Origin of the sequence: Brachybacterium rhamnosum (assembly GCF_039526185.1) — a bacterium.
Taxonomy (GTDB): Bacteria; Actinomycetota; Actinomycetes; order Actinomycetales; family Dermabacteraceae; genus Brachybacterium; species Brachybacterium rhamnosum.
This window is the reverse complement of record NZ_BAAAIS010000003.1, coordinates 674,795-701,337: the sequence shown is the minus strand read 5'-3', so window position 1 is coordinate 701,337 and position 26,543 is coordinate 674,795. Positions and strand designations below refer to the sequence as shown.

Below are 26,543 nucleotides of genomic sequence, written 5' to 3'. Positions count from 1 at the left end.
GGGCCTTCGGCGGCGACGGGCTCAGCCGCGTGCCGCGAGCGCCTCGAGGACCTCCTCGTGGAGCAGGCCGTTGGTCGCCACGGCGTTGCCGCCGAACGGGCCGGGCTCGCCGTCGAGCGAGGTGAAGCGGCCGCCGGCCTGCGTGATGATCGGGACGAGGGCGGCCATGTCGTGGAGCTTGAGCTCGGGCTCGGTGGCGACGTCGACGGCGCCCTCGGCGAGCAGCATGTAGGACCAGAAGTCGCCGTAGCCGCGGGTGCGCCAGAAGCGCTGCATGAGGTTCAGCATCTGGGGGAGGCGGTCGATGTCCGCCCAGCCGTGCAGGGAGGAGTAGGACAGCGACGCCTCCTCGATGCTGTCCACCGAGGAGACCTGCAGCCGGCTCGCCGAGCTCAGCCGCGGCCCCGTCCAGGCGCCGGCGCCCTCGCCGCCCCACCAGCGGCGCGACAGCGCGGGGGCGGAGACGAGGCCCACGACGGGCTCGCCGTCCTCGACGAGGCCGATCAGGGTGCCCCACACGGGGACCCCGCGCACGAAGTTGGCCGTGCCGTCGATCGGGTCGATGACCCACTGCCGCGGCGAGGAGCCGCTCGAGCCGAACTCCTCGCCGATCACCTGGTCCCGCGAGCGGGAGCGGGAGAGCTGCGCGCGCACCATCTCCTCCGCGGAGCGGTCGGCGTCGGTGACCTCCGTGAGGTCCGGCTTGGTGGAGACCTCGAGGTCCTGCGCCTTGAAGCGGGACATCGTCAGCTGGTCCACGGCATCGGCGAGCACGTGGGCGAGGCGCAGGTCATCGGCGTATCGGCTGGACATGCGTCACACCCTAGGCGGTCGCGGCCCACCGGGCCCGCAGCGACGCGAGGACCCGGCCTTGCACGTCGCCGCGCTCAGACGTCCCAAGGATCGTTCTTGCGCAGCGTGACCGCGAGGCGCCGGTACGAGGCGAGGCGGGCGGGCCCGGCGGTGCCCGCCTCCCCGGCCTCCACGAGCGCGTCGAGCGCGCAGTCCGGGGCGTCCTCGAGATGCGTGCACCCGCGGGGGCACTGCTCGGCGAGCGCCGCGAGGTCGGCGAAGGCGTCCAGCAGCTGCTCGGGCGCGACATGCCCCAGGCCGAAGGAGCGCACGCCCGGGGTGTCGATCACCCAGCCGCCGCCGGGGAGCTGCTCGGCGAGCGCGGAGGAGGAGGTGTGGCGGCCGCGGCCGGTGACATCGTTGACGGCTCCGGTGGCGCGCCCGACGCCCGGCACGAGAGCGTTCAGCAGCGTGGACTTCCCGACGCCGGAGTGGCCCACGAGGACGCTCACGTTCCCCTCGAGCCGCTCCCGCAGCGCGTCCAGCCCCACGATCGTCCCGTCGGCCTCCTGGTGGGTGACGACGTGGTCCAGCCCGAGCGGCGCGTAGGTGCGCAGGAACTCCTCGGGGGCGCGCAGATCCGCCTTGGTGAGCACGAGCACGGCGGGGATCCCGGCGACGAAGGCCGCGACCAGGCAGCGGTCGATCATGCCGCCGCGGGGCTCCGGGTCCGCGAGCGCGGTGACCATGACCATGAGGTCGGCGTTCGCGACGAGCGGCCGCTCGGTCGAGTCGTCGTCGTCCGCGCTGCGGCGCAGGAACGAGCTGCGCTCCTCGATGCGGACGATCCTCGCGAGCGAGCCGTCGCGGCCGGAGGTGTCGCCGACGAGACCGACGAGGTCCCCGGGGACGACGGGGGAGCGGCCCAGCTCCCGCGCGCGCATCGCCGTGACGATCCGCTGCTCCTCGCCTCCCGCGTCGACCACGGTGCGCCAGCGGCCGCGGTCCACGGCGATCACGCGCGCCTGCACGGCGTCCGCATGGGCGGGGCGGTCCTTCGTGCGCGGACGGGACCCGCGACGGTTGGGACGGACGCGGACGTCCGACTCGTCGAGGTCCCGCGCACCCCTCCTCACGGGGTGCCGCCCTCCGGGGCCTCCGTGTGCAGCATCGACAGCCACATCCCCACGAAGTCCGGGAGCGTCTTGGAGGTGCAGGCCACGTCCACGACGCGGACGTCGGGCACCTGCAGCCCGATGATCGCCGCGGCCGTCGCCATGCGGTGGTCCGCGTAGGTCTCGAAGACCGTCCCGCGCAGGGGACCGGGGACGATCTCGAGGCCGTCCTCGAGCTCCGTGGTGCGCGCGCCGAGCTTGGTGAGCTCCGCGGCGAGGGCCTGGAGACGGTCGGTCTCGTGGCCGCGCAGGTGCGCGACGCCCGTGAGCCGGCTGGGGGAGTCCGCGAGCGCGCAGAGCGCCGCGATGGTGGGGGTGAGCTCGCCGACGGCGGAGAGGTCCGCATCGATCCCGTGGAGGCTGCCGTCGCCGCGGAAGAGCATCTCGTCCTCCTCGCGCCAGACCTCCGCCCCCATGCGGGTGAGCAACTCGCGGTATCCGTCCCCGGGCTGCGTCGTCGTCTCCGGCCAGTCGGAGACGGCGATCGTGCCCTGGGTGACGAGCGCGGCCGCGATGAACGGACCGGCGTTGGAGAGGTCCGGCTCGACGGTGATCTCGTCCAGGTGGAGGGAGCCGCGGGCCACGCGCCAGCGGTGGCGGCCGTCCGGATCGACGTCGTGCGAGGCGGTGACACCGGCCTGCGCGAGGGTCTCGAGCGTCATGTCGATGTGTGGGAGCGAGGGGAGCGTCGCGCCCACGTGGACGAGCTCGAGGTCCTCCTCGCCGCGCGCGCCGGTGAGGAGCACGTTGGAGACGAACTGGCTCGAGGCGGAGGCGTCGACCTCGATGCGGCCGCCGCGCAGGCTCCCGCGGCCGTGGACCGTGAAGGGCAGGCGATCGGGCTCGCCGTGCTCGGTGACCTCGATGCCCTGCGCACGCAGGGCCTGGAGTACCGCGCCCATGGGCCGCACGAGGGCGCCCTCGTCACCGGTGAAGCGGACGTCGCCGTGGTGGAGTGCCGCGAGCATCGGCACGAAGCGCATGACCGTGCCCGCGAGGCCGCAGTGGATCTCGATCGGCTCCGCCGGGTGCTCGCCCGGCGGCGGGATCGGCACCACCGAGAGCGCGCCGTCCTCGACGGAGAACAGGGCGCCGAGCCGCTCGAGCGCATCGCGCATGAGGCGGGTGTCCCGGGATACGAGCGCGCCCGTGAGCCGCGAGGGCTCGTCCGCGATCGCGGCGAGCAGCATCCAGCGGGCCGTGAGCGACTTCGAGCCCGGCACCCGCACGAGGGCGTCGACCGGCCCCTGTGCGACCGGGGCGGTCCACAGGACGTCGGTGGTCACGCGCTCAGCCCTGGACCGCGGCGAGCTTCTTCTCGGCCGTGCCCTTCGCGTCCCTCACGGACTTCCCGACCTTCTTCTCCGCCTTGGCGGCGTTCTTCCCGAGCTCGCGCTGCTTCGCGGCGGCGGCCTTCTGCGAGCGCTCGACCAGACGGTCCATGCGGTAGCCCAGGGAGGGACGGCCGTCGTGGTCGACGGTCGCGAGCAGCAGCCCGCCGAGGAGACCGGCGTCGACGAGGATCGACTGCACCTCGCGGAGGCGCTCCTCACCGCGGAGCTCCCAGACCTTCCTGCGGCCGACCCAGCCGACGGAGGTCGTGGCGAGCAGGGCCACGGCCGCGGCGCGCGGCGCCCGGTTGGTGGCGTAGAGCAGGCCGGCGCCCGCGGCGACGACGCCGGTCGCGCGGACCACGGTGCGCACGTCGACGAAGCCCGGGGCCGAGGACTGCGCGAGCTTGGCGTCCGCGGACTCGAAGGCCTTCGGGTACACCTCCGTCTCCCGCTCGGGGTGCAGTGCGGTGCGCACGCCCTCGAGGATGAAGGGGGCGGCGAGCAGGGGGCGGGCGATGCGACGGACCAGTGCCATGGTGTCCTCGGTGTCCTCACGATGTCGACGGCTGCGGCGGTGCGACGGGGTCGCGCCCGGTTCCCGGACCGGCCGGGGGCGGACGGGGAGATCCCTGTCACCGGCGCCAGCCTACCGCGCGGGGAACACCCGGGCCGTCCGGGGCGTTGCACCGGGGGGTGGTGCGCACGACGCGCCGCCCAGGGACCGATCGGACGGGACGGACGGAGAGCGGATGACGGCGACAGCCCTCGCGGGCGGCGGCCGGGGCGCGTGCCCCGGTGATGCTGGCGTAAGTTGGGACACGATGAGCTCGAGCGACCCCGCACCCCTCGCCGTGACCCCGGACCCGGCCCCGGAGAACGCCTTCGACTTCGAGACCGAGGCGCTCTCGCACCTCGACGCGCTCTACGGCGGTGCCCTGCGCATGACCCGCAACCCGCAGGACGCGGAGGACCTCGTCCAGGAGACCTTTATGAAGGCCTTCCGCGCGGCGGACCGCTTCACCCCCGGCACGAACATGCGCGCATGGCTCTACCGGATCATGACCAACACCTACATCTCGACCTACCGGCAGAAGCAGCGCCGTCCCAAGGAGTCCTGGAGCGACTCCGTCGAGGACTGGCAGCTCGCCGAGGTCGAGTCCCACACCAGCCGCGGGCTGCGCTCCGCGGAGACCGAGGCCCTCGAGAGCCTCCCGGACTCCGCGGTGAAGGACGCCCTCGCCGAGCTGCGCGAGGACTACCGCATGGCGGTGTACCTCGCGGACGTCGAGGGCTTCGCCTACAAGGAGATCGCCGAGATCATGGACACCCCCATCGGGACGGTCATGTCGCGGCTCCACCGGGGACGTCGCCAGCTGCGCGACCTGCTCTCCGACCATGCCCGCTCGCTCGGCTACCTGCGCCGCGCCGAGGCGGGCACCACCGATCAGCACACGACCGACCACGAGGCCGGGGAGGAGGAACGATGAGCACGCGGAACACGCCGGAGGTGGATCCCCGTCGCGACCTGCGCTACGGGCTCGAGGAGGCCCTCGACGGCGAGGTGCCCCAGGAGCTCGCGGAGAGGATGTCCGCGCACACGGCGGACTGCCCGGAGTGCGCGGACGAGGTCGAGCGGCTGAGGCGCCTGAAGGAGCTCGTGCGACGCAGCTGCTGCGACACCCCGGCCCCCTCGGAGCTGCGCGACCGGATCGCGCTGCAGTGCCGCACCGTCACCGTCACCTCCACCGATGCCGACGGCACGACCGTGCGGGTGACGCGCACCAGCTGGAGCTCCTGACCGCTCGGGTCCCGGGGCGGTCCCCGGGGCCCTGCGGGCCGGGGTGCCCGCTCCCGGGACCGGACGACGACGAGGGCCTCCATCCGTCAGGATGGAGGCCCTCGTCGTCGTCGGCCGGCGGGCCGACGCCTCACGGATCAGGCGTTGGGGCGCTTGCCGTGATTGGCGCCGCTCTTGCGGCGGCTCTTGCGCTTGCGTCCACGCTTGCTCATCACGCTCTCCTTCCTTCGCCCGGGCAACCCCGCAATTCTGCCACAGGTCGCGCCGGTCCCCGTCAGGTGCCCGCACCTGAGGCGCGAGTCACTGCCCTCAGGCGCGGCCCGAGACCCAGTCCTCGAAGCCGCTGTGCAGCACGAGCCAGGCCATGAGGCCGTAGCCCGTCTGCCCGGGGTGGTCGCCGTCGGTGCGCGCGAGGTCGCCCTCCCACTGCTCGTGGCCCTCGAGACCGGCCACCATGTCCACGAACGGGACCCGTCGCCGCGAGCAGACGTCCGCGTACGCGTCGGAGAGCTCGCGCACGGCCGCGCTGCGACCCCGGTCGCGGCTCGGCGGCGGTCCCACCACGAAGGCGGGGACCCGCAGGCGCTCGAGCCCGTCGAGGATCTTCGCGAGGTTCAGCCGTGCGCGGGCCATGGAGACCCCGTGCTCGACGTCGGCCCGGCCCGGGGCGATGACCACGCGGTGCTCGATCGAGCCGTCGGCCTGCGCCTCGGGATCCATCCGGCGCCGCACCGCGTCGTCCCAGCGCTCCGCGAGCTCCGCAGAGGTCTCGCCGGGCAGCGCCGAGGTGAACACGTCGATCCGGGCGGAGGGGTCCTGCGCGCTCGCGACCGCACGACCGAGCCAGCCCAGGGCACGCGCGTCACCGACCCCGGCGAGCAGCTCGTCGCCGAGCGCGATGACCCGCACCCGGGGAGTGGTGGGCGTGACGGGGCTGGTGGACGGTGCGGGCACCGGGACCTCCTGGAGGGTCAGGGGACAGGACGGGACACTCTACCGGCGCTCAGGAGTGCAGCGCGCGCTGCACCAGGTCCTCCTGCTCCGCCCTGTGGGCGCTGTTGGAGCCGGTCGCGGGCGAGGCGGAGGCGGGGCGGGCGACCACGCGGAGCGTGCGGCCCACCTCGACGGGGAAGTTCATCGCCATGTAGGACCAGGAGCCCTGGTTGCTCGGCTCGTCCTGGACCCAGGTGAGCTCAGCATCCGGGTAGGCCCCGAGCACCTCGACGAGCTCCGCGGTGGGCAGCGGGTAGAGCTGCTCGAGACGGACGATCGCGGTGTCGGTGACACCGTCCTTCTCGCGGCGTGCCACGAGGTCCCAGTAGACCTTGCCGGAGGTGAGGATCACGCGGCGCACCTGCTGCGGGTCCACGGTCGTGTCGGGCAGGACCGGGCGGAAGCCGCCGCTCGTGAAGTCCTCGACGGCGCTCACCGCGGCCTTGTTGCGCAGCATCGACTTCGGGGTGAAGACGATGAGCGGCCGGCGCGGCTCGAGCTTCGCCTGGCGGCGCAGCAGGTGGAAGTAGCTGGCCGGGGTGGACGGCATCGCGACGCGCATGTTGTCCTCCGCGCACAGCTGGAGGAAGCGCTCGATGCGGGCGGAGGAGTGGTCCGGCCCCTGGCCCTCGTAGCCGTGGGGGAGGAGCATGACCACACCCGAGTTCTGGCCCCACTTCTGCTCCGAGGCCGAGATGAACTCGTCGATGATCGTCTGCGCGCCGTTGGCGAAGTCGCCGAACTGCGCCTCCCACAGCACCAGGGCGTCCGTGTCCTCGACGGAGTAGCCGTACTCAAAGCCGAGCGCGGCGAACTCCGAGAGCGAGGAGTCGTAAACGTTGAAGCGGCCCTGGCCCTCGCCGAGGTGGTGCAGCGGGGTCCAGGACTCGCCGTCCGTGTGGTCCATGAGCACGCTGTGGCGCTGCACGAAGGTGCCGCGTCGGGAGTCCTGCCCGGCGAGACGCACACGGCGCCCCTCGAGGAGCAGCGAGCCGAAGGCGAGCAGCTCGCCGTAGGCCCAGTCGATCCCGCCCTCGGCGGACATCTGCGTGCGCTTCTTCAGCAGCGAAGCGAGCTTGGGGTGCACGGTGAAGCCCTCGGGCACCTCGGAGTGCGCCTGCCCGATCCGGGTGATGACCTCGGCGTCGACGGCCGTGTCCTCGTCGCCCGAGGACTCGCCGCCGCGCTGGGCGACGGGCTTCTCGAGCCCCTGCACGGAGCGCTCGGTCTCGCCCGCACCCGAGCCCGAGTCCTTGCGGGTCGAGGCGAAGGCCTCGTCGAGGTGGTCCTGGAAGTTCTTCACGAGCTTCCCGGTCTCCTCCTCGGTGAGCTCGCCGCGCTCGATGAGGGAGTCCATGTAGACCTTGCGGGTCGTGGGCTTGTCCCCGATCAGGCTGTACATCTGCGGCTGCGTCATCGAGGGGTCGTCGCCCTCGTTGTGCCCGCGGCGGCGGTAGCAGACCATGTCGATGACGACGTCGCGGTGGAACTTCTGGCGGTACCGGAAGGCGATCTCCGCGACGCGCACGCACGCCTCGGGATCGTCGCCGTTCACATGGAAGATCGGCAGCTGCGTCGACTTCGCGACGTCCGTGGAGTAGTAGGACGAGCGCGAGGAGTCCGGGAGCGTCGTGAACCCGATCTGGTTGTTGATGACCACGTGGATCGTGCCGCCCGTGCGGTAGCCGCGCAGCTCGGAGAGGTTGAGGGTCTCCGTCACGACGCCCTGGCCGGCGAAGGCCGCGTCGCCGTGCACCAGGATCGGCAGCACGGGGAACTCGGTGGGCTTCTCGAGGCGGTCCTGCTTGGCGCGGACGATGCCCTCGAGCACAGGGTTCACGGCCTCGAGGTGCGAGGGGTTCGCCGCGAGGTACACCTTGGTGGTGGAGCCGTCGACCGCGGTGAAGGTGCCCTCGGTGCCCAGGTGGTACTTCACGTCGCCGGAGCCCAGGTTCTGCCCGAAGTTGCCCTCGAACTCCTGGAAGATCTGCCCGTAGCTCTTGCCCGCGAGGTTCGAGAGGACGTTCAGGCGACCGCGGTGGGACATGCCGATGCCCACCTCCTCGATGCCCTCGTGCGCGGAGCCCTCGAGGATCGCGTCGAGCATCGGGATGACCGACTCGCCGCCCTCGAGCGAGAAGCGCTTCTGGCCCACGAACTTGGTCTGCAGGAAGGTCTCGAACGCCTCCGCGGCGTTGAGGCGGTCCATGATGTGCGCGAGCTCCTCCTTGGCGAAGGGGCGTCGCGGCGTCTCCATCTCCCGCTGGAGCCAGGCGCGCTCGTCGGTGTCCGTGATGTGCATGTACTCGATGCCGATGGTGCGGCAGTACGCATCCCGGAGCACCCCGAGGATGTCGCGCAGCGGCATCTCCTCCTTGCCGCCCAGCCCGCGCGTGGGGAAGGTGCGGTCGAGGTCCCACAGCGTGAGGCCGTAGGTCTCGACGTCGAGGTCGGGATGGTGGCGCACGCGGTACTGCAGCGGGTCGGTGTCCGCCATGAGGTGGCCGCGCACGCGGAAGGAGTGGATGAGGTCCATGACGCGCGCGAGGCGCTCGGACTTCGAGTCCTTGAAGGGGTTGTCCGCGACCCAGCGCACGGGCTTGTAGGGGATCCGCAGCGAGGCGAAGACCCGGTCGTAGAAGCCGTCCTTGCCCAGGAGCTTGTCGCCGATGGCCTTGAGGAACTCGCCCGAGGCCGCGCCCTGGATGATCCGGTGGTCGTAGGTCGAGGTCATGGTCATGACCTTCGAGACCGCGAGATCGGCGAGGGTCTGGGGGCTCGCGCCCTGGAACTGCGCCGGGTAGTCCATGGCGCCGACGCCGACGATGACGCCCTGGCCCTTCATGAGCCGGGGGATCGAGTGGACGGTGCCGATGCCGCCGGGGTTCGTGAGCGACACGGTGGTGCCGGTGAAGTCGTCCATCGTGAGCTTGCCCGCGCGGGCCTTCCTCACGACCTCCTCGTAGGCGCGCCAGAAGCCGCGGAAGTCGAAGCGCTGCGCGGCCTTGATGTTGGGGACCACGAGGCCGCGGGAGCCGTCCGGGCGGGGCATGTCGATGGCGAGGCCGAAGTTCACGTCCTCGCGGACGAGCATGACGGGCTTGCCCTTCTCGTCGACGTCGAAGCCGTTGTTGAGGTCGCCGATCTCGGAGACCGCCTCGACCATCGCCCAGCCGATGAGGTGGGTGAAGGACACCTTGCCGGCGCGGTGGCGCTTGAGGTGGTTGTTGATGACGATGCGGTTGTCGAAGAGCAGCTTGACCGGGACGTCGCGGACCGAGGTCGCGGTGGGGACGGTGAGCGACTCGTCCATATTCCGCACGACGGCGGCCGCGGGGCCGCGCAGCTTGGCGACCACGGGCTCGCGCAGCTCCACCGCGGGGATCTGCGCGGTCGTGGTGGGGACCTTCGCGGGGCGGTCCGAGGTGGTCGAGACGGCGGCGCTCCGCGTCTCCTTCGCGGGCTGGTCGGTCACGGCGGCAGGTTCCTTCGCGGCGGGAGGGGAGTCGGGGGCGGCGTCCGGGGTGCGGTCCCCGGAGGCGGTGGTGCGGGGGATGCCGGTCCCGGCGGGCTCCGGGGCGGGGACCTGCGCGGCGGGCGCGGGCGCCGCGGCGGGCTCCTGCTCCGTCACGGGCTCCGCGGGCTCGGTTGCCGGGTCCGGTGCGCTCACCGTCGCGGGCCCGGGGGCATCGTCGCCCTCCTTGCCCGACGTGGGGGCGTCGGTCGATGCGGATGATGCGGGGGCGGCGGGGGAGTCCTCGGCGGAGCGGGCGAAGTACTCCGCCCAGCTCGGGTCGACGCTCGCGGGATCCTGCTGCCACTGCTCGCGGAGCGCGTCCACGAGCCACTGATTGGGTCCGAAGTCCGGGGTCTCCGGAACGGGGGAGGTGTCCGGGCCCTGTGTCGTCTGTGACACTCTGAGATCGCCAGCCTTCTCACGGTCGGGTGATGCGGATGGCACCACCCTAACGGAGGCGGGGAGCACCGACGTCGCTTGTGCGCAGGTCCTTCACAGACAGGGCCGTCCAGGTGGGAGAGGTCACCCCGCGCCGGGTGGTCGGAGGCCTCCCGCGGCCCGTGCACCGGACCGCGCGGGGCTCCTCCGGGAGGCCTCAGCGGAGGGACGGCGGCTCCTGCGGGAGCGTCACCCGGATGAGGGAGGAGCGCCCCGAGCGCGCCTGCTCGGTGCGGGGGTCGTCGAGGACCTCGATGCTGCCGCCGTGCAGCCCCACGGCCCAGCGGGCGATCGCGAGCCCCAGCCCGGTGCCGCCCGAGGAGTCCGGTGCACCGCCGCGCTGGAAGCGCTCGAAGACGCGGGAGCGGTCCTCGCGGGCGATCCCGGGCCCCTCGTCGTGCACGTCGATGCTCACGGTGCCGCGCGCAGCGTCGCCGCGCGCCATGATCCGGATCCGCCCGCGCGCGGGGGAATGGCGGGCCGCGTTGTCGAGCAGGTTGTGGATGACCTGGTGCAGGCGCGCGGCGTCGGCCGTGACGGCGAGGTCCGGCGGCTCGACCTCGACGATCCAGCGGACGTCCCGCTGGCCGGCGGCGAGATCGGCCGCGTCCGCGACCTCGTGGAGGAAGGGGGTGAGCTCGACCCTCTCGAGGTCCAGCTCGACCACCCCGGCGTCCAGGCGGGAGAGGTCCAGCAGATGGTCGACGAGGAGGGAGAGCCGCTCCGTCTCCCCGAGGGCGACCTCGAGCGCGGCGGGATCGGGCTCGGTGACGCCGTCCACGAGGTTCTCGAGCTGCGCCCGCAGGCCGGCGACCGGTGTGCGCAGCTCGTGGGACACGTTCGCGACGAGGTCGCGGCGCAGCTGATCGGTGTGCTCGAGCTCGGCGGCCATCGTCGAGAAGGCCGCCGCGAGCTCGCCCACCTCGTCGCGGCTGCTCGCACGGATCCGCTGGGAGTAGTCGCCCCGGGACATGGCCACCGCGGCACGGGTCATCTCCCGCAGCGGCGAGGTCATGCCGCGGGCGAGCAGCTGCGTGACGACGAGCGCGAGGACCACGACGATCGGGATCGTCAGCAGCGGCTGCAGGCCCGCGTAGAAGCCGGCCCAGGCGAGCAGCGAGGCGACCGTGACGACGACCGCCACGAGAACGCCGAGCTTGACCTTGAAGGAGCTCACACGGTCCAGGGGACGCACGTCGAAGCGCTCCTCGACGCGGTGCAGGGCGGTGGCCCGGCGCTCGGCCGGGATCACGGTGCGGTGGAGGGTCCGGAGGGATCCCGGGGCTGCTCGAGGTCGGGGATGCCCGTGCCGGTGCCCGCGTCGGCGGGGAGGCCGCTCCCGCCGCCCTCGCCGCCGTCGGCGTCCTCCGGGGCCTCGAGTGCGTAGCCCACGCCGTGCACCGTGCGCACGAGGTCCGCGCCGAGCTTGCGGCGCAGCGCCTTGACGTGGGAGTCGACGGTGCGGGTGCCCGTCGCGTCGACCCAGTCCCAGACGTCGGCGAGGAGCTGCTCGCGCGTGAGCACGGTCCCGGGCGCCGTCGCGAGGCACAGCAGGAGGTCGAACTCCGTGGGGGTGAGGTGCGCCGGGACCCCGGCGCGCATGACACGGCGCCCGGCCCGGTCGATGACGAGGTCGCCGATCTGGAGGGCGAGCTGCGGCTCGGCGGGTGAGCCGCCCGCAGGGGCCGGGGCGGGCGCGCGGCGCACCCGGCGCAGCAGAGCCTTGAGCCGGGCGACCAGCTCGCGCATCGAGAACGGCTTGGTCATGTAGTCGTCGGCGCCGACGCCGAGCCCTACGAGCATGTCCGTCTCGTCGTCGCGGGCGGTGAGCATGAGGACGGGGACCGGGTCCGCGGCCTGGATCCGGCGGCACACCTCGAGCCCGTCGAAGCCGGGGAGCATGACGTCGAGGACCACCAGGTCCGGGTGGACCTCGAGCACCGTGCGCACCCCCGAGGGGCCGTCCGGTGCGGTCGTCACCTCCCAGCCCTCCGCGGTGAGGCGGTCCGCGATCGCGCGCGTGATCGTCGGCTCGTCCTCGACGACCACCACGCGCACGGGGTCCGCGCCGGGGGCCGAGGAGCTGCTGGGGGCAGGGAGATCCGGGGTCGGCATGGCGTCACTGTAGACCGCGGCCCGGGACACGCCCTGGGTGTCCGACGGTCGCGGGAGTGGTGTCCGGGTATCGGGAGGGTCCGCTCCCGGGGCGGCACGTCAAGAGCCCTTCCCCCTTTTCCCCAAGACCGCAAAAAGTCGGCAAAGGCCGCTGGCCCGGGCTCGAACCCCTCCGTGCGGGCCCCTAGGTTGGTACGCGTTGTTCGGAGACGCTCCTTCCCCCCAGTCCGGCGTCGATCTCGGACCGATGCCCAGAACTGACGTAGGAAGCAGGCTGATCTCTTGGCGAATCATCGCGCCACCGGGCGGGCGAACGTCCGCAAGAGCCGGGTCACCGGCGGCACCCACCGCGACTCCACGCTGACCGCCGGAGTCGTCAAGGTCGGGGTGCTCGGAGCGCTCGCCACGGCGACCATCGCCGCCCCTCTCGCCGCTGCCGCCGCCGGGGTGGACGAGTCCCAGGCCGTCGCCGAGGTCGCGACCCCGGCCTCGGACGCCGTCCCCGCCCTCGCGGAGTCCGCCACCGCCCCCGTCGCGCTGCCCGTCGCCGACGTCGCCTCCGCGACCGCGACCCGGGGCGGCGACGCCGCGGACCGCAGCCAGGAGCGCACCTCCACGGACAGCGCGGACGTCGCCGACGACGCGGCCGCCGTGGACCCGGCGACCGCCTCGACGGGCATCGAGGTCGAGGCCCCCGCCCCCGAGATCGTCGACGAGGCCACCGGCGAGGAGCTCACCGCGAGCGCCGAGGGCTTCATCCGCCCCGTGAGCGGCCCCATCACCTCGGGCTACGGCTACCGCATCCACCCCGTGCTCGGCTACGGCAAGGGACACGACGGCGTGGACTTCGGCTCCGCGTGCGGCACCCCGGTCCACGCCTCCGCGGCGGGCACCGTCGTCGCCGTCGAGAACCACCCCGCCTCCGGCAACCGGGTGAAGATCGATCACGGCGACGGCGTCGTCACCGGCTACTACCACCTGCAGGGCTTCAACACCGAGGTGGGCGCGAAGGTCGAGCAGGGCGACGTCATCGGCTACGTCGGCTCCACCGGCCGCTCCACCGGCTGCCACCTCCACTTCGCGAAGATGGACGAGTCCGGCACCTACTCCGACCCGATGGCGCTGCTGAAGTGACGCGCACCCCCGTCGTCCTCGGCGTCGAGTCCTCGTGCGACGAGACCGGCTTCGGGATCGTCTCCGAGGGGGTCCTGCTGGGCCAGGGCCTCGCCTCGAGCGCGGCCCAGCACGCCGACTTCGGCGGCGTGGTCCCCGAGATCGCCGCCCGCGCCCACCTCGACGCGGCGGTGCCGACCCTCCGCCTGGCCCTCGCCGACGCCGGCGTCGAGCTCGGCGACATCACGCACGTCGCCGCGACCTCAGGGCCGGGCCTCGCGACGGCCGTCCACGTGGGCCTCGCCGCGGCGAAGTCCGTGGCCTGGTCGCTCGACGTCCCGCTCTACGGCGTGCACCACCTCGCCGGCCACGCGGCCGCGGACACCCTCGAGCACGGCCCGCTGCCGGAGCGCTCGATCGTCCTCATCGTCTCCGGCGGGCACACCTCGATCCTCGCCGTGGGCGACCTCGTGCGCGATCCCATCGAGCACCTCGGCGACACCCTCGACGACGCGGCCGGCGAGGCCTTCGACAAGGTCTCCCGCCTCCTGGGCCTCGGCTACCCCGGTGGCCCCGCGATCTCCCGCGCCGCGGCGGGCGGCGACCCCACCGCCTTCTCCTTCCCGCGCGCCATGCTGCGCCAGGGCGATGCGCCCTACACCTTCTCCTTCTCCGGGCTCAAGACCGCCGTCGCCCGCACCGTCGAGACCATCGAGCGCGCCGGCGAGGCCGTGCCCGTGGCCGACGTGGCCGCGAGCTTCGAGCAGGCCGTCGTCGACGTGCTCGTCACGAAGGCCGTGCGCGCCGTGCGCGACCGGGGCCTGGACACGCTCGTCATCGTGGGCGGCGTCGCCGCGAACGCCCGGCTGCGCGAGGCGGCGCGGCAGCGCTGCGAGTCCCTCGGCATCACGCTGCGGATCCCGCCGATCCGCCTGTGCACCGACAACGGCGCGATGATCGCTGCGATCGGGGACCTGCTCGTGCGCTCCGGCGCGGAGCCGAGCGGCCTCGGCATCCCCGCGGATCCCTCCGCCGTCCTCCACGGGGCCCAGCTGCCGCTCCTGCGATGAGGCCTGCCTCACTCCCGCGGCCCTGCAGGGCCCGCGCGGTCCGCTCGGGCCGCACGGCTTGCTAGGATGCCGAAGTCGGCCCGCGTAGCTCAGTGGATAGAGCGTCTGCCTCCGGAGCAGAAGGTCGTAGGTTCGAATCCTGTCGCGGGCACCCCTGACCCCGTCCGCCGGCCCACGTGGCCGGAGGGCGGGGTCCTCTGGTCCCCGGGCGCCCGCCCCTCCGCCGGACCGGTCGGGCGGCGGCGCCCCCCCCCCCCGGAGGCGGTCCGCGTCGACGTGATCACCCCCGTCCTCACGGCGGTGAACGTCTCCTCAGGGGGCAGGCGTGACCCCGACGCGGAGGATCCCGCCACCGGGACCTGCTCTAGGGTGGGCGCGGCGCCCCTCCCCGGCGCCCCCCTGACCGCACCCTGGAGGCCCCGTGCACCCCGCCGCACCTCGTGCCCGCTTCGAGGACCCGGGGACCGGGGAGGTGCTGCAGCTGAGCCGGGTGCAGGAGGAGATCGTCGCCCGCACCCCGGACCAGGTGCTCCCCGCCCTGCACGCCGTGCAGGCGCGGGTCGACGCCGGGGCCTGGGCGGCCGGCATGATCGCCTACGAGGCCGCGCCCGGGCTGGACCCGGCGCTGACGGTCGCGCCCGCCCCGGCCCCGCTGCCGCTCGTGTGGTTCGTCATCGCCGACGCCCCTGATCAGCAGGACGTGGCCCGCGCTCCCCGCCCGCACGGTGACTACCGCACCGGGCCGTGGACGCCGCGGTGGAGCGCGGCCGAGCACGCCCGGGCCGTCGGCGCCGTGCGCGAGGCGATCGCCGAGGGGACCACCTACCAGGCGAATCTCACGACCCGCCTCGACGGCCGGATCGAGGGGGACCTGCTCGCCTGCCACCGCGATCTCCTCGGCCGCCAGCGCACGCGCCACGGCGCCTACCTGGACCTGGGGAGCCATGTCGTGCTCGGGGCCAGTCCCGAGCTGTTCGTGCGGCGCGAGGGGGACCGGCTCACGACCCGGCCGATGAAGGGCACGGCGCCCCGGGAGAGCGGCCCCGCCGCGGACGCCGCCGCCCGCGCGCACCTGCTGCGCAGCCCCAAGGAGCGGGCGGAGAACATCATGATCGTCGACCTGCTGCGCAACGACCTGGCCCGCTGCGCCGAGCCCGGCACCGTCGCGGTGCCCGCGCTGCTGGACGCCGAGCCCTATCCCACGCTGTGGCAGATGACGAGCACCGTCACCGCCCGTGCCGCCGCCGGGACCGGGCTCGCCGAGGCCATGACGGCGCTGTTCCCGTGCGGCTCGATCACGGGCGCGCCGAAGGCCGCGACGACGGCGCTGCTCGCCCGGCTCGAGGACGGCCCGCGCGGCGCCTACTGCGGCGCGGTCGGCTGGATGGCGCCGGCGCGCGACACCCCGGGTGGTCGGCGGCCGGCGAGCAGCTCCTTCTCCGTCGCGATCCGCACGATCGTCGTGGACCGGGCCGACGGCGCCGCGACCTACGGCGTGGGCAGCGGGATCACGTGGGCCTCGGAGGCGGCCGCGGAATGGGAGGAGCTGCAGGTGAAGGCCCGGGTGCTCGAGGCGATCACGCCGCGTCCGGCGCACCGGCCCCGTCCCGGGACGACGTCCGCTCCCGTCGCGCCGGTCGACGCCGACGGGGCTGCGGCGCCGGATCCCGCGGGCTTCGCGCTCCTGGAGACGCTCGCGGCGCGCGAGGGACGACCGCAGTACCTCGAGGCCCACCTGGACCGGCTGGAGTCCTCCGCGGCGGAGCTCAGGATCCCCTGCGACCGGCCCGCCCTCGCGGACCTGCTGCGGGACCGCGCGCGCACGGCGGGGGAGCCGGGGGCCGTGCTCCGGCTCGCGCTCGGCCTCGACGGCGCGGCGACGCTCACCGAGCGCCCGCTGCCCGCACCGTCCGAGGACCCGGTGCTGCTCGCGCTCGACGACGAGCTCCAGGACCCGGACTCCCCGGCGCTCCGGCACAAGAGCACCGATCGAGCGCACCTCGAGCGGGCGCTCGAGCGGGCGCGGCGGCGCTCACCCGCGGCACAGGACGTGCTCCTGCGCGGGCGGGACGGACGGGTCACCGAGTCCACCATCGCGACGCTGATCGTCCGGCTCGGCGGGAGCTGGTGGACCCCGCCGCTCGAGGACGGCTGCCTCCCCGGGGTGGGGAGGCGGCTCGCCCTCGAGGCGGGGGAGATCCGCGAGCGTCCCCTCTCCGTCGCGGATCTGCGCGCGGCGGAGGGGATCGCCCTGCTCAGCAGCGTCCGCGGCCGCCGAGCCGCACGGATCCTGGTCTGAGCGGACCGCTCAGCCGCGGGCGCGGCGCAGCGCGGCGAGGTGGGTGAGCAGCTCCCGTACCTGCTCGGTGCCTTCCACGCGGAGCCCGGCGCCCGTGTCCCCCGGTCCCACCTTGATGCCGAGGTCGTCGTCGCCGAGCTGGTCGAAGACCGTCTCGTCGGTGACGTCGTCGCCCAGGTAGAGCCAGGCGTCCGCCGCGCTCGCCCGGGCGAGCGCCTCGATCGCCACGCCCTTGTTCGCGTCCACCACGGAGAACTCGACGACCTCCTTGCCGGGGGTCACCGTGACGTCCGGGAGGCTCAGGGCGTACTCGAGCGCGGCCTCGGTCGCGTTCCCGGCGCCGCGGCCCCGGGCGCGGCGGGTGTGCAGCACGGCCGCGGCCGGCTTCGTCTCGACCTCCGTGCCCGGGTTCGCGCTCGCGATCCGGTGCAGGGCGCGGGTGATCGACTCGAGCAGCTGCTCCTTCTGCGGCGACATGGTCAGCGCGAAGGAGTCCAGCACCTCCGCGTGCATCCACGGCGGCAGGGCGCCGACCTCCGCGCCGTGCGAACCGACGAGCACCACCGAGCTCGGCATGCGCGTGTGGTGGTCGAGGTTCGTCAGCGAGCGGCCGGAGACGAGGGCCACCGCGACGCCGGGCATCTCCGAGAGGTCGCGGAGCGCCGCGATCGCCTCGGGATCGGCCTGCACGGCGTCCCGCTCGGCGACGATCGGTGCGAGGACGCCGTCGAAGTCGCTCGCGACGAGGATGCGGGGGACCTCCGCGAAGGTCCGCAGGCTCGCCTCGAGCTCGGCCTCGGGGGTGGGAGTCTCCCCGGTGAGCCGGATCCGGCGGGTGGTGATCTCGTCCCGGCCCACGCTCTCGAGCTCGTCGAGGAAGGCATGGGCCCAGGCCTGCACGTCGTGGTCCATGACCTGGCGGCGCAGGGACGTCATCGCCTCGCGCTGCTCGTCCTCGCCCATCGCGAGGGCACGCAGGATCGAGGACTTCAGCTCGTCGATGTCGTGGGGGTTCACGCGCAGCGCGGCCCGCAGCTCGTCCGCGGCGCCCGCGAACTCGGAGAGCACGAGCACGCCCTGCTCGTCGGGACGCGAGGCGACGTACTCCTTCGCCACGAGGTTCATGCCGTCGCGCAGGGCGGTCACGAGGACGACGTCGGCCGCCATGTAGAGGGCGGTCATGTCGCGGCGGTCGAAGGAGCGGTGCTGGTAGGAGATCGCGGGCCGGCCGATCGGCGCATGGTCGCCGTTGATCCGCCCGACGGTCAGCTCGACCTCGTCGCGCAGCTGCCGGTACGCGTCCACCCGCTCGCGGGAGGGCGTCGCGACCTGGATCATGACGGCGTCGCGGGGGTCGATCGCGCCGTCGGCCAGGAGCTCGCCCCAGGCCTTCAGCCGGTGCCGGATGCCCTTGGTGTAGTCCAGGCGGTCCACGCCGAGGACGATCTTGGCGGGGTCGCCCATGTCCGCGCGCAGCTGCCGCGCGCGCTCCTGGATGTCCGGGTCCTCGGTGAGGTCGGAGACGGACTGCGAGTCGATCGAGATCGGGAACGTGCGCGCCTGGACCTCACGGGAGGGGGCGGTGCCGAGCCCGGGCACCGTGATCGTCTGGCCGTCGGTGTGGTAGCCGAGGAGCTTGCGCACCGCGGCCACGAAGTTCAGCGTGTCCCCCTCGCGCTGGAAGCCGAGGACGTCCGCGCCGAGCAGCCCGCGCAGGATCTGGTTGCGCTTGGGGAGCTGGCTGAACAGCTCGACCGGGGGGAAGGGGATGTGGTTGAAGAACCCGATGCGCGCATCGGGCCGGGTCTCGCGGATCATCGCGGGCACGAGCTGCAGCTGGTAGTCGTGCACCCAGACGATGCCGCCGGGGGCGGCGACCTCCGCGGCCGCGCGGGCGAAGCGGCGGTTGACGCGCTGGTAGTCGTCCCACCAGGTGCGGTGGAACTCGGGGTCGACGATCACGTCGTGGTACAGCGGCCACAGGGTCGCGTTGGAGAAGCCCTCGTAGTAGCGCTCGACCTCGTGGCCGGCGAGCGGCACGGGGTAGAGGTGCATGCCGTCCGCGACGAAGGGGGAGGGGGCCTCGCCCGTGCCGCCGGCCCAGCCCACCCAGGCGCCCGAGTCCACCGTGCGCATGACCGACTCCATCGCGGTGACCAGGCCGCCGGGGCTCGTCACCCACTCGGTCGCGCCGTCGGGGAGGGTCCGGGAGTCGACGGGGAGGCGGTTGGCGACGACGACGAGCTCGTGGCCCGCCTCCGGCCGCTGCGCGTCCTCGGGGCCGGTCTGGGGATCAGGCATGGGAGCTCCTCCGTGTCGGGCCGGTGCGTGCGGGTCCACGCTATCAAGTGCGATGCCTCACTCGGACCGTGGGGGTGCCGTGCCGGGGCCGCGCCATCAGCGTCATGACCTGCGCGGACGGGTGGCGATGCGCGGGGCTCTGCGGGGCCGGGAGCAGCCGGGGCGGACCGTCGGCCGGACGGTCGGGGCGCGCCGGCGACGCCGCCGTCTAGGGTCGTGGCGTCGCCCCCGGTGACCCCGCCCCACCCCGCGATCCCCGCCCCCGCAGACATCAAGGAGCAGCCCCATGCGCGCCCACGAAGCCGGAGCCCTCCATGGCAACGACGCCGCCCCCACCTGGCTCCCGTTCCCCACCGACGTCAACGCGCTGATCCCCGGGCTGTGGTCGCGCACCACCGTGCGTGGGGCCGACGGCGCCCTCGAGGTGGGCGGCGTGAGCGTCACCCGGATCGCCGAGGAGGTGGGCACCCCCGCCTTCGTCCTGGACGAGGACGACTTCCGCGAGCGCGCCCGCGGCTTCCGCGACGCCTTCGCGGAGGCGTTCCGCCCCCACGCCGGCGCCCAGGTCTACTACGCGGGCAAGGCGTTCCTGTGCGGCGCCGTCGCCCGCTGGGTGCAGGAGGACGGCCTCGGCCTGGACGTCTGCACCGGCGGCGAGCTCGCCGTGGCGCTGCGCGCGGGCTTCCCCGCCGAGCGGATCGCCCTGCACGGCAACAACAAGTCCGACGCCGAGCTGCGCCGTGCGATCGAGGTCGGGGTGGGCCGCATCGTCGCCGACTCCCTCGACGAGATCGCCCGCATCGACGCGCTCTCCGCCGAGGCGGGGACCAGGACCGCCGTCATGCTCCGCGTGACCACAGGCGTCGAGGCGCACACCCACGAGTTCATCGCGACCGCGCACGAGGACCAGAAGTTCGGCCTCTCCCTGAGCGGCGGCCGGGCCTTCGAGGGCGTGCGGGACGTGCTCGCGGCGGAGCACCTCGAGCTCGTGGGCCTGCACTCGCACATCGGCTCCCAGATCTTCGACACGGGTGGCTTCGAGGTCGCGGCGCGGCGTGTGCTGGACCTCGTCGCGCAGGTGCGCGACGAGCTCGGGCACACGATCACCCAGCTCGACCTCGGCGGCGGCTTCGGCGTCATGTACAACACCCAGCACACCCCCTCGACGCCCGAGGCGCTCGCCGCGGGCATCGCGGGCATCGTCGAGAAGCAGTGCCACGAGCTCGAGCTCGACGTGCCGCACGTGTCCTTCGAGCCGGGGCGCGCGATCGCCGGCCCCTCCACGCAGACCCTCTACGGCGTGGGCACCGTGAAGGACGTGAGCCTCGGCGGCCCGCACCACCGCGTCTACGTCTCCGTCGACGGCGGGATGAGCGACAACATCCGCACCGCGCTCTACGACGCGGACTACTCGTGTCTGCTCGCCTCCCGCGTCTCGGGGGAGCGGCCCGAGGTGGTGCGCGTGGTCGGCAAGCACTGCGAGAGCGGGGACATCGTCGTCAAGGACGAGTACATGCCGGCGGACGTCCATCGCGGGGACCTCGTCTCGGTGCCCGTGACCGGCGCCTACTGCTACTCCCTCGCCTCGAACTACAACCACGTGCCGCGCCCCCCGGTGGTCGCGGTCAAGGACGGCGAGCTGCGCACCCTCGTGCGCCGCGAGACGGAGGACGACCTCCTCGCCCTCGACATCGGCTGAGGCGGCGTGCGTCCGGGGAGCGCGTCTCATGCGTTCATCCCCGGACATCCGCCCGGCACCTGCTCGGATACAGTGCCGTGTGCCTCCCAGGCCGCCCCTGGACCCCGCGGAAGGACTTCACCCCATGGTCTCCACGACCCCCTCGCCCTCCGATCAGCTCCCCGCCCTGCGCGTCGCCGTGCTCGGCGCCGGGACCGTCGGGACCGAGGTCATCCGCCTGATCACGCAGCAGGGCGAGGACCTCGCCCAGCGCATCGGCGCCCGCCTCGAGCTGATCGGCGTCGCCGTGCGGGACGCCGAGCGCGACCGCGGCCCGCACGTGGACGCCGCCCTGCTCACCACGGAGCCGAGCGCCCTCGTGCGCGAGGCCGATCTGGTCATCGAGGTGATGGGCGGCATCGAGCCCGCCCGCGGGCTGCTGCTCGAGGCGATGGCGCACGGCGCGAGCGTCGTGACCGCGAACAAGGCGCTGCTCGCGCAGGACGCCGCCTCCCTCTACGAGGCGGCGGACGAGCACGGGGTGGACATCTACTTCGAGGCCGCCGTGGCCGGGGCGATCCCGATCGTCCGTCCGGTGCGTGAGTCCCTCGCGGGCGACCGCGTCCAGCGTGTGCTCGGCATCGTCAACGGCACCACGAACTACATCCTCGACGCGATGGCGAGCACCGGCGCGGGCTTCGACGACGCGCTCGCCTCCGCCCAGGAGCTCGGCTACGCCGAGGCGGATCCGACGGCCGACGTCGAGGGCCACGACGCCGCCGCGAAGGCCTCGATCCTCGCCTCCCTCGCCTTCCACACGCGCGTCGGCATCGGCGACGTGCACTGCGAGGGCATCACCGCGGTCTCCGCCCAGGACATCGCCGCGGCCGCCCGCATGGGCCGCACCATCAAGCTGCTCTCGATCGTCGAGCGCATCGAGGACGGCACCGAGGAGCGGGTCTCCGCCCGCGTCTACCCGGCCCTCATCCCGGACTCGCACCCCCTCGCCTCCGTCGCCGAGGCGTACAACGCGGTCTTCGTCGAGGCGGAGGCCGCCGGCTCCCTCATGTTCTACGGCCAGGGCGCGGGCGGTGCGCCCACGGCCTCCGCGGTCATGGGCGACGTCGTCTCCGCCGCCCGCCACCGGGTCTCCGGGGGAGTGGGGCCCCGCGAGTCGAACTACGCGGACCTCCCGGTCGCCTCGATCGACGAGCTGCGCAGCGCCTTCTACGTCTCCCTCACGGTGCAGGACCGGCCCGGCGTGCTCGCCGAGATCGCCGGCACCCTCTCCCGCCACGGCATCTCGATCTCCACGATCCACCAGGAGCTCCTCGCGGCCGATGAGGACGCCCCGGGTCGCGCGCACATCGGCATCACCTCGCACCGGGCGCTCGAGTCCGCGATGACCGCCGCGCTCGACGACTTCTCCTCCACCTCCACCGTCCTGTCCATCGACTCCGTCCTGCGCATCGAAGGAGAATGACCCGCATGGCACACCAGTGGCGCGGCGTCCTCGCCGAGTACTCCGATCACCTGCCCTTCTCCTCCACGGACACGCTGCTGAGCCTCGGCGAGGGCGGGACCCCGCTCGTCGCCGCGCCCGCGCTGTCGGCGAAGGTCGGGGCCGAGGTCCACATCAAGGTCGAGGGCCAGAACCCGACGGGCTCCTTCAAGGACCGCGGCATGGTCTCCGCGATGTCGAAGGCGCTCAACGACGGGGCGACCACCGTCGTCTGCGCGTCGACGGGCAACACCTCCGCCTCCGCCGCGGCCTACGCGGCCGCCGCCGGCCTCACCTGCGTGGTGCTGCTGCCCGAGGGCAAGATCGCCGCGGGCAAGCTCGCCCAGGCCGTCGTCCACGGGGCGAAGCTCGTGCAGGTGCAGGGCAACTTCGACGACTGCCTCGAGATCGCGCGCAAGCTCGACGCCGAGCATCCCGTCGAGCTCGTGAACTCGGTGAACCCCTACCGCCTGCAGGGGCAGAAGACGGCCGCCTTCGAGATCGTCGACGCGCTCGGCGCGGCGCCCGACCTCCACCTGCTGCCGGTGGGCAATGCGGGCAACATCTCCGCCTACTGGATGGGCTACCAGGAGTACCGCGAGAAGGGGATCTCGGACTCCGTGCCGCGCATGTGGGGCTTCCAGGCCGCGGGCGCGGCGCCCTTCGTCGCGGGCCGCCCGATCCTCGACCCGGAGACGGTCGCGACCGCGATCCGGATCGGCGCCCCCGCGTCGTGGGACCTCGCCGTCGCCGCGCGCGACGACTCCGGCGGCAGCATCGACGCCGTGACCGACGAGCAGATCCTCGCCGCGCAGGCCCTCCTCGCCGCCGAGGTCGGGATCTTCGTCGAGCCGGCCTCCGCGGCGGGCGTCGCGGGGCTGCTGCAGAAGGCCGAGCAGGGCCTGGTCCCCGCCGGCGCGCGGATCGTCATCACCGTGACCGGCAACGGGCTCAAGGACGTGGACACCGCGCTCAGCGGCCGTGACCTCACGCCGACCGTCATCCCCGTGGACATCTCCGCGGCCGCGGAGGCCATGGGGCTGTGAGGATCGAGCACTCCCGCGTGCGGGTGCAGGTCCCGGCGACCTCCGCGAACCTGGGGCCGGGCTTCGACGCGCTGGGCCTGGCCCTCGATCTCGTCGACGACCTCGAGCTCGAGGCGACCACGGGCGGCGTGGAGGTCCTCGCCGAGGGCGAGGGCGCCGGCTCCGTGCCGACGGGGGAGGAGCACCTGGTGGTGCGCGCCCTACGACGCGGTCTCGACCATGCGGGCGCCCCGCAGGTGGGCGTGCGCCTGCGCACCCGCAACCGCATCCCGCACGGCCGCGGCCTCGGCTCGAGCGCCGCGGCGACGGTCGCGGGCCTGCTGCTCGCCCGCGGGCTGCTCGCGGATCCCGCGGCGCTCGACGACGACGCGGTGCTCCAGCTCGCGACCGCCTTCGAGGGCCATCCCGACAACGCCGCGCCCGCGCTGCTCGGCGGGGCGGTGCTCTCCTGGACGGAGGCCTCGCGCGGCGAGGAGCGGGCCCGCGCCGTGAACCTGGCGCTGCACAGGGAGGCGCTGCGACCGCTCGTGCTGCTTCCCCGCACCACCCTCGCGACGCACCAGGCCCGCGGCCTGCTGCCCGAGGAGGTCCCGCACGGCGACGCGGCCTTCAACGCCTCGCGCGCGGCGCTGCTCGTGCATGCCCTGGCCACGGATCCGTCGCTGCTGCTCACGGCGACCGAGGACCGTCTGCACCAGGAGCAGCGGGCGCCCGGCATGCCGGAGAGCGTCGAGCTGCTTCGGGTGCTGCGCCAGGAGGGGCATCCCGCGGTGATCTCCGGGGCCGGCCCCTCGCTGCTCGTGCTGCGCGGTGACCGCGCGGAGGTCGCGCAGCTCGTGCGGCGCGTGGTCGCCGAGACCGCCGCCTGGCGCATCGCGGCCGTGCCGCTGCGCGAGGACGGCGCCCGCTGTGTGGTAGATTGACCGCGCGTCCAGGCGGCGAAGACCGCGGGCGGGCTGGCACCACACCCCGTACCCGACGTCTCCGATGCTCCCGTCAGCTCACTGAGAGTTCAGTTTCCTGACTGCACCGCCTGCCCCGTGCCCCGCAGGATCTCGCGCATCGCATCTTCGCGCGCACCCCTGCGCTCCGGCGCCGGCGCACCCCCAGAACCATCCCGCAGGCCGGTCCCCGATGCCCCGCACCGCTGATCAGGCACCTGCCCGCCGAGTCCCGGCCCCTCTGCCGGCGCACGCCCCAGCCCCGGGCCTCGGCCCATGCTGATCCACACGGGACCGCACGACGGTCCGACGAGGAAGGACATCGGGTGAACGACACCACCCCCACCGCAGGCGGATCCTCGGATCTCGCCGCGAAGAAGCTCCCCGAGCTGCGAGCTCTCGCCGCCGAGCGCGGTATCCGCGGCGCCGGCCGCCTCCGCAAGGGCGAGCTCGTCGAGGACCTCCGCACGGGCCGTGTGCCCGCGGCGACCACCGAGGCCGCGGCGCAGCAGTCCGCGCCGCGCGAGCAGCGCGCCCCGCGCGAGGAGCGACCCGCCCGTGAGGAGCGCGGCGCCTCCCAGCAGTCGGCGCCCGAGCTCGCGATCCGCCTGCCCGAGGGCGGCGAGCGTCGTGAGGAGCAGGGTGCCCGCGAGGGTCGTCGCTCCCGCGGCGGCCGCTCCGGCGGTGAGAACCAGGACCGCGGCGCGCAGTCCGCGGAGTCGACGTCGGCCCCCGCCGATGCGCCCTCCGGCGAGTCCGCCCCCTCCGGTCGCGGAGACCGCTCCGGCTCGCGCGGTGAGCGTCAGGACCGTGGCGACCGCCAGGACCGCGGTGACCGTCAGGACCGCAACGATCGTCAGGACCGGGGCGACCGTCAGGATCGAAACGACCGGGGCGACCGCAACGATCGTCAGGACCGCGGCGACCGTGGCCAGCAGCGCGGCGACCGCCCTGCGCGCGTCGAGGACATCGAGCTCCCGGACCGCTCCGGCGAGTCCGACGACCGCGACCGCGGCGGCCAGGACGACGACGACCGCCGTTCCCGCGGCCGCAGCCGCACCCGCTCGCGCGACCGCAAGCGTCGCGGCCGCGGCCAGAACGACCAGGGCGGCTACGGCAACCAGGGAAGCCAGGGCAACCAGGGCGGTCAGCGCGGCGACGACCGCCAGGACGACCAGGTGCGCGATGGCGAGGAGCTCGTCTCCGTGGCCGGCATCCTCGACATCCGTGACAACAACGCCTACGTGCGCACCACCGGCTACCTCCCCGGTCCGAGCGACGTGCACGTGAGCATCAACCAGGTGCGCAAGTACGGCCTGCGCAAGGGCGATGCGCTCACCGGTCTCGTCAAGGCCCCCCGCGACGGCGAGGAGCAGCAGCACGTCGAGCAGCAGTACTCCGGCGGCCGCAACCGCCGCGGCAAGGGCGGCAACCAGGGCAAGGGCAACTACTCCTCGCTCGTCCAGGTCGACGCGATCAACGGCATGACCCCCGAGCGGGCCCGCCAGCGCGTGGACTTCGGCAAGCTCACCCCGCTCTACCCGGACTCCCGGCTGCGCCTGGAGACCACGGGCACCTCCGTCGCCCCGCGGATCATCGATCTCGTCTCGCCGATCGGCAAGGGCCAGCGCGGCCTCATCGTCGCGCCGCCGAAGGCCGGCAAGACGATCATCATGCAGCAGATCGCGAACGCGATCACCCAGAACAACCCGGAGGTCCACCTCATGGTGGTGCTCGTCGACGAGCGCCCCGAGGAGGTCACCGACATGCAGCGCACGGTCAAGGGTGAGGTCATCGCCTCGACCTTCGACCGCCCCGCCTCGGACCACACGATCGTCGCCGAGCTCGCCATCGAGCGGGCGAAGCGCCTCGTGGAGATGGGCCGCGACGTCGTCGTGCTGCTGGACTCCCTCACCCGCCTGTCGCGCGCCTACAACCTCGCGGCGCCCGCCTCGGGCCGCATCCTCTCCGGCGGTGTCGACGCCTCGGCGCTCTACCCGCCCAAGCGGTTCTTCGGCGCGGCGCGCAACATCGAGAACGGCGGCTCGCTGACCATCCTCGCCTCGGCGCTCGTCGAGACGGGCTCGAAGATGGACGAGGTGATCTTCGAGGAGTTCAAGGGCACCGGCAACATGGAGCTGCGGCTGTCCCGCCACCTCGCGGACAAGCGCATCTTCCCGGCCGTGGACGTCAACGGCTCCGGCACCCGCCGCGAGGAGGAGCTCATGGGCAAGGAGGAGCTCGCGATCATGTGGAAGCTCCGCCGTGTGCTCGGCTCCCTCGAGCAGCAGCAGGCGCTCGAGCTGCTCCTGGAGCGGGTCAAGAAGACCCAGTCCAACACCGAGTTCCTCATGACGGTCCAGAAGAACACGCCGAGCGTCGGCCAGCGCGCCGCAGACTGACCTCGCCCCGCACAGCCGACGGGCCGTCCC

General features: G+C 73.6%; 20 protein-coding genes and 1 tRNA gene. 11 read left to right on the top strand and 10 right to left on the bottom strand.

Features of this window, described 5'->3' with window-relative positions:
- Positions 1-21 precede the first annotated feature (21 nt).
- The 4 genes from hisN to ABD080_RS13265 all read right to left on the bottom strand — a co-directional run bounded on the left by hisN (position 22) and on the right by ABD080_RS13265 (position 3,836).
- On the bottom strand, positions 22-813 hold the full coding sequence (gene hisN / locus ABD080_RS13280; protein ID WP_343905513.1) for a histidinol-phosphatase: 792 nt from the start codon (positions 811-813) through the stop codon (positions 22-24).
- Positions 814-887: 74 nt separating this feature from the next.
- Positions 888-1,928: a ribosome small subunit-dependent GTPase A gene (gene rsgA / locus ABD080_RS13275; RefSeq protein WP_264449422.1), complete on the bottom strand. Its 1,041-nt coding sequence runs from the start codon at positions 1,926-1,928 to the stop codon at positions 888-890.
- Complete coding sequence (gene aroA, locus ABD080_RS13270) at positions 1,925-3,253, bottom strand: 3-phosphoshikimate 1-carboxyvinyltransferase (RefSeq protein ID WP_137770462.1); 1,329 nt, start codon at positions 3,251-3,253, stop codon at positions 1,925-1,927. Before aroA ends, rsgA begins: the two co-directional genes overlap by 4 nt.
- 4 nt (positions 3,254-3,257) lie before the next feature.
- Complete coding sequence (locus ABD080_RS13265) at positions 3,258-3,836, bottom strand: hypothetical protein (protein WP_343905510.1); 579 nt, start codon at positions 3,834-3,836, stop codon at positions 3,258-3,260.
- A 286-nt stretch (positions 3,837-4,122) separates the two neighbouring features.
- Between ABD080_RS13265 and ABD080_RS13260 the strand changes: the two genes are divergently transcribed.
- Both ABD080_RS13260 and ABD080_RS13255 read left to right on the top strand, forming a co-directional pair.
- The gene (locus ABD080_RS13260) at positions 4,123-4,788 is read left to right on the top strand and encodes a sigma-70 family RNA polymerase sigma factor (RefSeq protein WP_137770464.1); all 666 of its coding nucleotides are present in this window, start codon (positions 4,123-4,125) and stop codon (positions 4,786-4,788) included.
- Complete coding sequence (locus ABD080_RS13255) at positions 4,785-5,099, top strand: zf-HC2 domain-containing protein (protein WP_137770465.1); 315 nt, start codon at positions 4,785-4,787, stop codon at positions 5,097-5,099. Before ABD080_RS13260 ends, ABD080_RS13255 begins: the two co-directional genes overlap by 4 nt.
- Positions 5,100-5,236: 137 nt before the next feature.
- Here ABD080_RS13255 and ABD080_RS16820 read toward each other — a convergent pair whose 3' ends face one another.
- The 5 genes from ABD080_RS16820 to ABD080_RS13235 all read right to left on the bottom strand — a co-directional run bounded on the left by ABD080_RS16820 (position 5,237) and on the right by ABD080_RS13235 (position 12,162).
- Positions 5,237-5,311 carry a 50S ribosomal protein bL37 gene (locus tag ABD080_RS16820; RefSeq protein WP_370297284.1) on the bottom strand — a complete coding sequence of 25 codons (75 nt, stop codon included), beginning with the start codon at positions 5,309-5,311 and terminating at the stop codon, positions 5,237-5,239.
- 97 nt (positions 5,312-5,408) lie between these two features.
- On the bottom strand, positions 5,409-6,053 hold the full coding sequence (locus ABD080_RS13250; protein WP_240811073.1) for a GDSL-type esterase/lipase family protein: 645 nt from the start codon (positions 6,051-6,053) through the stop codon (positions 5,409-5,411).
- Between the two features lie 49 nt (positions 6,054-6,102).
- Positions 6,103-10,008: a multifunctional oxoglutarate decarboxylase/oxoglutarate dehydrogenase thiamine pyrophosphate-binding subunit/dihydrolipoyllysine-residue succinyltransferase subunit gene (locus ABD080_RS13245; RefSeq protein ID WP_343905507.1), complete on the bottom strand. Its 3,906-nt coding sequence runs from the start codon at positions 10,006-10,008 to the stop codon at positions 6,103-6,105.
- Positions 10,009-10,204: 196 nt separating this feature from the next.
- Positions 10,205-11,299, bottom strand: a complete 1,095-nt coding sequence (locus tag ABD080_RS13240; protein WP_137770467.1) for a HAMP domain-containing sensor histidine kinase — start codon at positions 11,297-11,299, stop codon at positions 10,205-10,207.
- The gene (locus ABD080_RS13235) at positions 11,296-12,162 is read right to left on the bottom strand and encodes a response regulator transcription factor (protein WP_240811074.1); all 867 of its coding nucleotides are present in this window, start codon (positions 12,160-12,162) and stop codon (positions 11,296-11,298) included. Before ABD080_RS13235 ends, ABD080_RS13240 begins: the two co-directional genes overlap by 4 nt.
- Positions 12,163-12,444: 282 nt before the next feature.
- Between ABD080_RS13235 and ABD080_RS13230 the strand changes: the two genes are divergently transcribed.
- The 4 genes from ABD080_RS13230 to ABD080_RS13215 all read left to right on the top strand — a co-directional run bounded on the left by ABD080_RS13230 (position 12,445) and on the right by ABD080_RS13215 (position 16,644).
- Positions 12,445-13,296: a M23 family metallopeptidase gene (locus ABD080_RS13230; protein WP_264451826.1), complete on the top strand. Its 852-nt coding sequence runs from the start codon at positions 12,445-12,447 to the stop codon at positions 13,294-13,296.
- On the top strand, positions 13,293-14,345 hold the full coding sequence (tsaD, locus tag ABD080_RS13225; RefSeq protein WP_137770469.1) for a tRNA (adenosine(37)-N6)-threonylcarbamoyltransferase complex transferase subunit TsaD: 1,053 nt from the start codon (positions 13,293-13,295) through the stop codon (positions 14,343-14,345). The genes ABD080_RS13230 and tsaD overlap by 4 nt, the downstream gene beginning before the upstream one ends.
- A 78-nt stretch (positions 14,346-14,423) precedes the next feature.
- A tRNA-Arg gene (locus tag ABD080_RS13220) sits at positions 14,424-14,496 on the top strand.
- Between the two features lie 270 nt (positions 14,497-14,766).
- Entirely contained in the window at positions 14,767-16,644 is a 1,878-nt protein-coding gene (locus ABD080_RS13215; protein ID WP_343905501.1) for a bifunctional chorismate-binding protein/class IV aminotransferase, read from the top strand.
- Between the two features lie 9 nt (positions 16,645-16,653).
- Here the strand turns inward: ABD080_RS13215 and ABD080_RS13210 are convergent, their stop codons facing one another.
- Complete coding sequence (locus ABD080_RS13210) at positions 16,654-18,945, bottom strand: bifunctional alpha,alpha-trehalose-phosphate synthase (UDP-forming)/trehalose-phosphatase (RefSeq protein WP_343905499.1); 2,292 nt, start codon at positions 18,943-18,945, stop codon at positions 16,654-16,656.
- A 286-nt stretch (positions 18,946-19,231) separates the two neighbouring features.
- Between ABD080_RS13210 and lysA the strand changes: the two genes are divergently transcribed.
- From lysA to rho, 5 genes are all read left to right on the top strand, one after another.
- Complete coding sequence (gene lysA / locus ABD080_RS13205; protein ID WP_343905497.1) at positions 19,232-20,644, top strand: diaminopimelate decarboxylase; 1,413 nt, start codon at positions 19,232-19,234, stop codon at positions 20,642-20,644.
- Positions 20,645-20,768: 124 nt separating this feature from the next.
- Entirely contained in the window at positions 20,769-22,106 is a 1,338-nt protein-coding gene (locus ABD080_RS13200) for a homoserine dehydrogenase (protein ID WP_137770473.1), read from the top strand.
- 5 nt (positions 22,107-22,111) lie between these two features.
- Entirely contained in the window at positions 22,112-23,170 is a 1,059-nt protein-coding gene (thrC, locus tag ABD080_RS13195; protein ID WP_137770474.1) for a threonine synthase, read from the top strand.
- A complete protein-coding gene (gene thrB / locus ABD080_RS13190; RefSeq protein WP_137770475.1) occupies positions 23,167-24,093 on the top strand; it encodes a homoserine kinase in 927 nt (308 codons plus the stop codon). The genes thrC and thrB overlap by 4 nt, the downstream gene beginning before the upstream one ends.
- Before the next feature lie 344 nt (positions 24,094-24,437).
- Entirely contained in the window at positions 24,438-26,513 is a 2,076-nt protein-coding gene (rho, locus tag ABD080_RS13185) for a transcription termination factor Rho (protein ID WP_343905493.1), read from the top strand.
- The last annotated feature ends 30 nt before the right edge of the window (positions 26,514-26,543 follow it).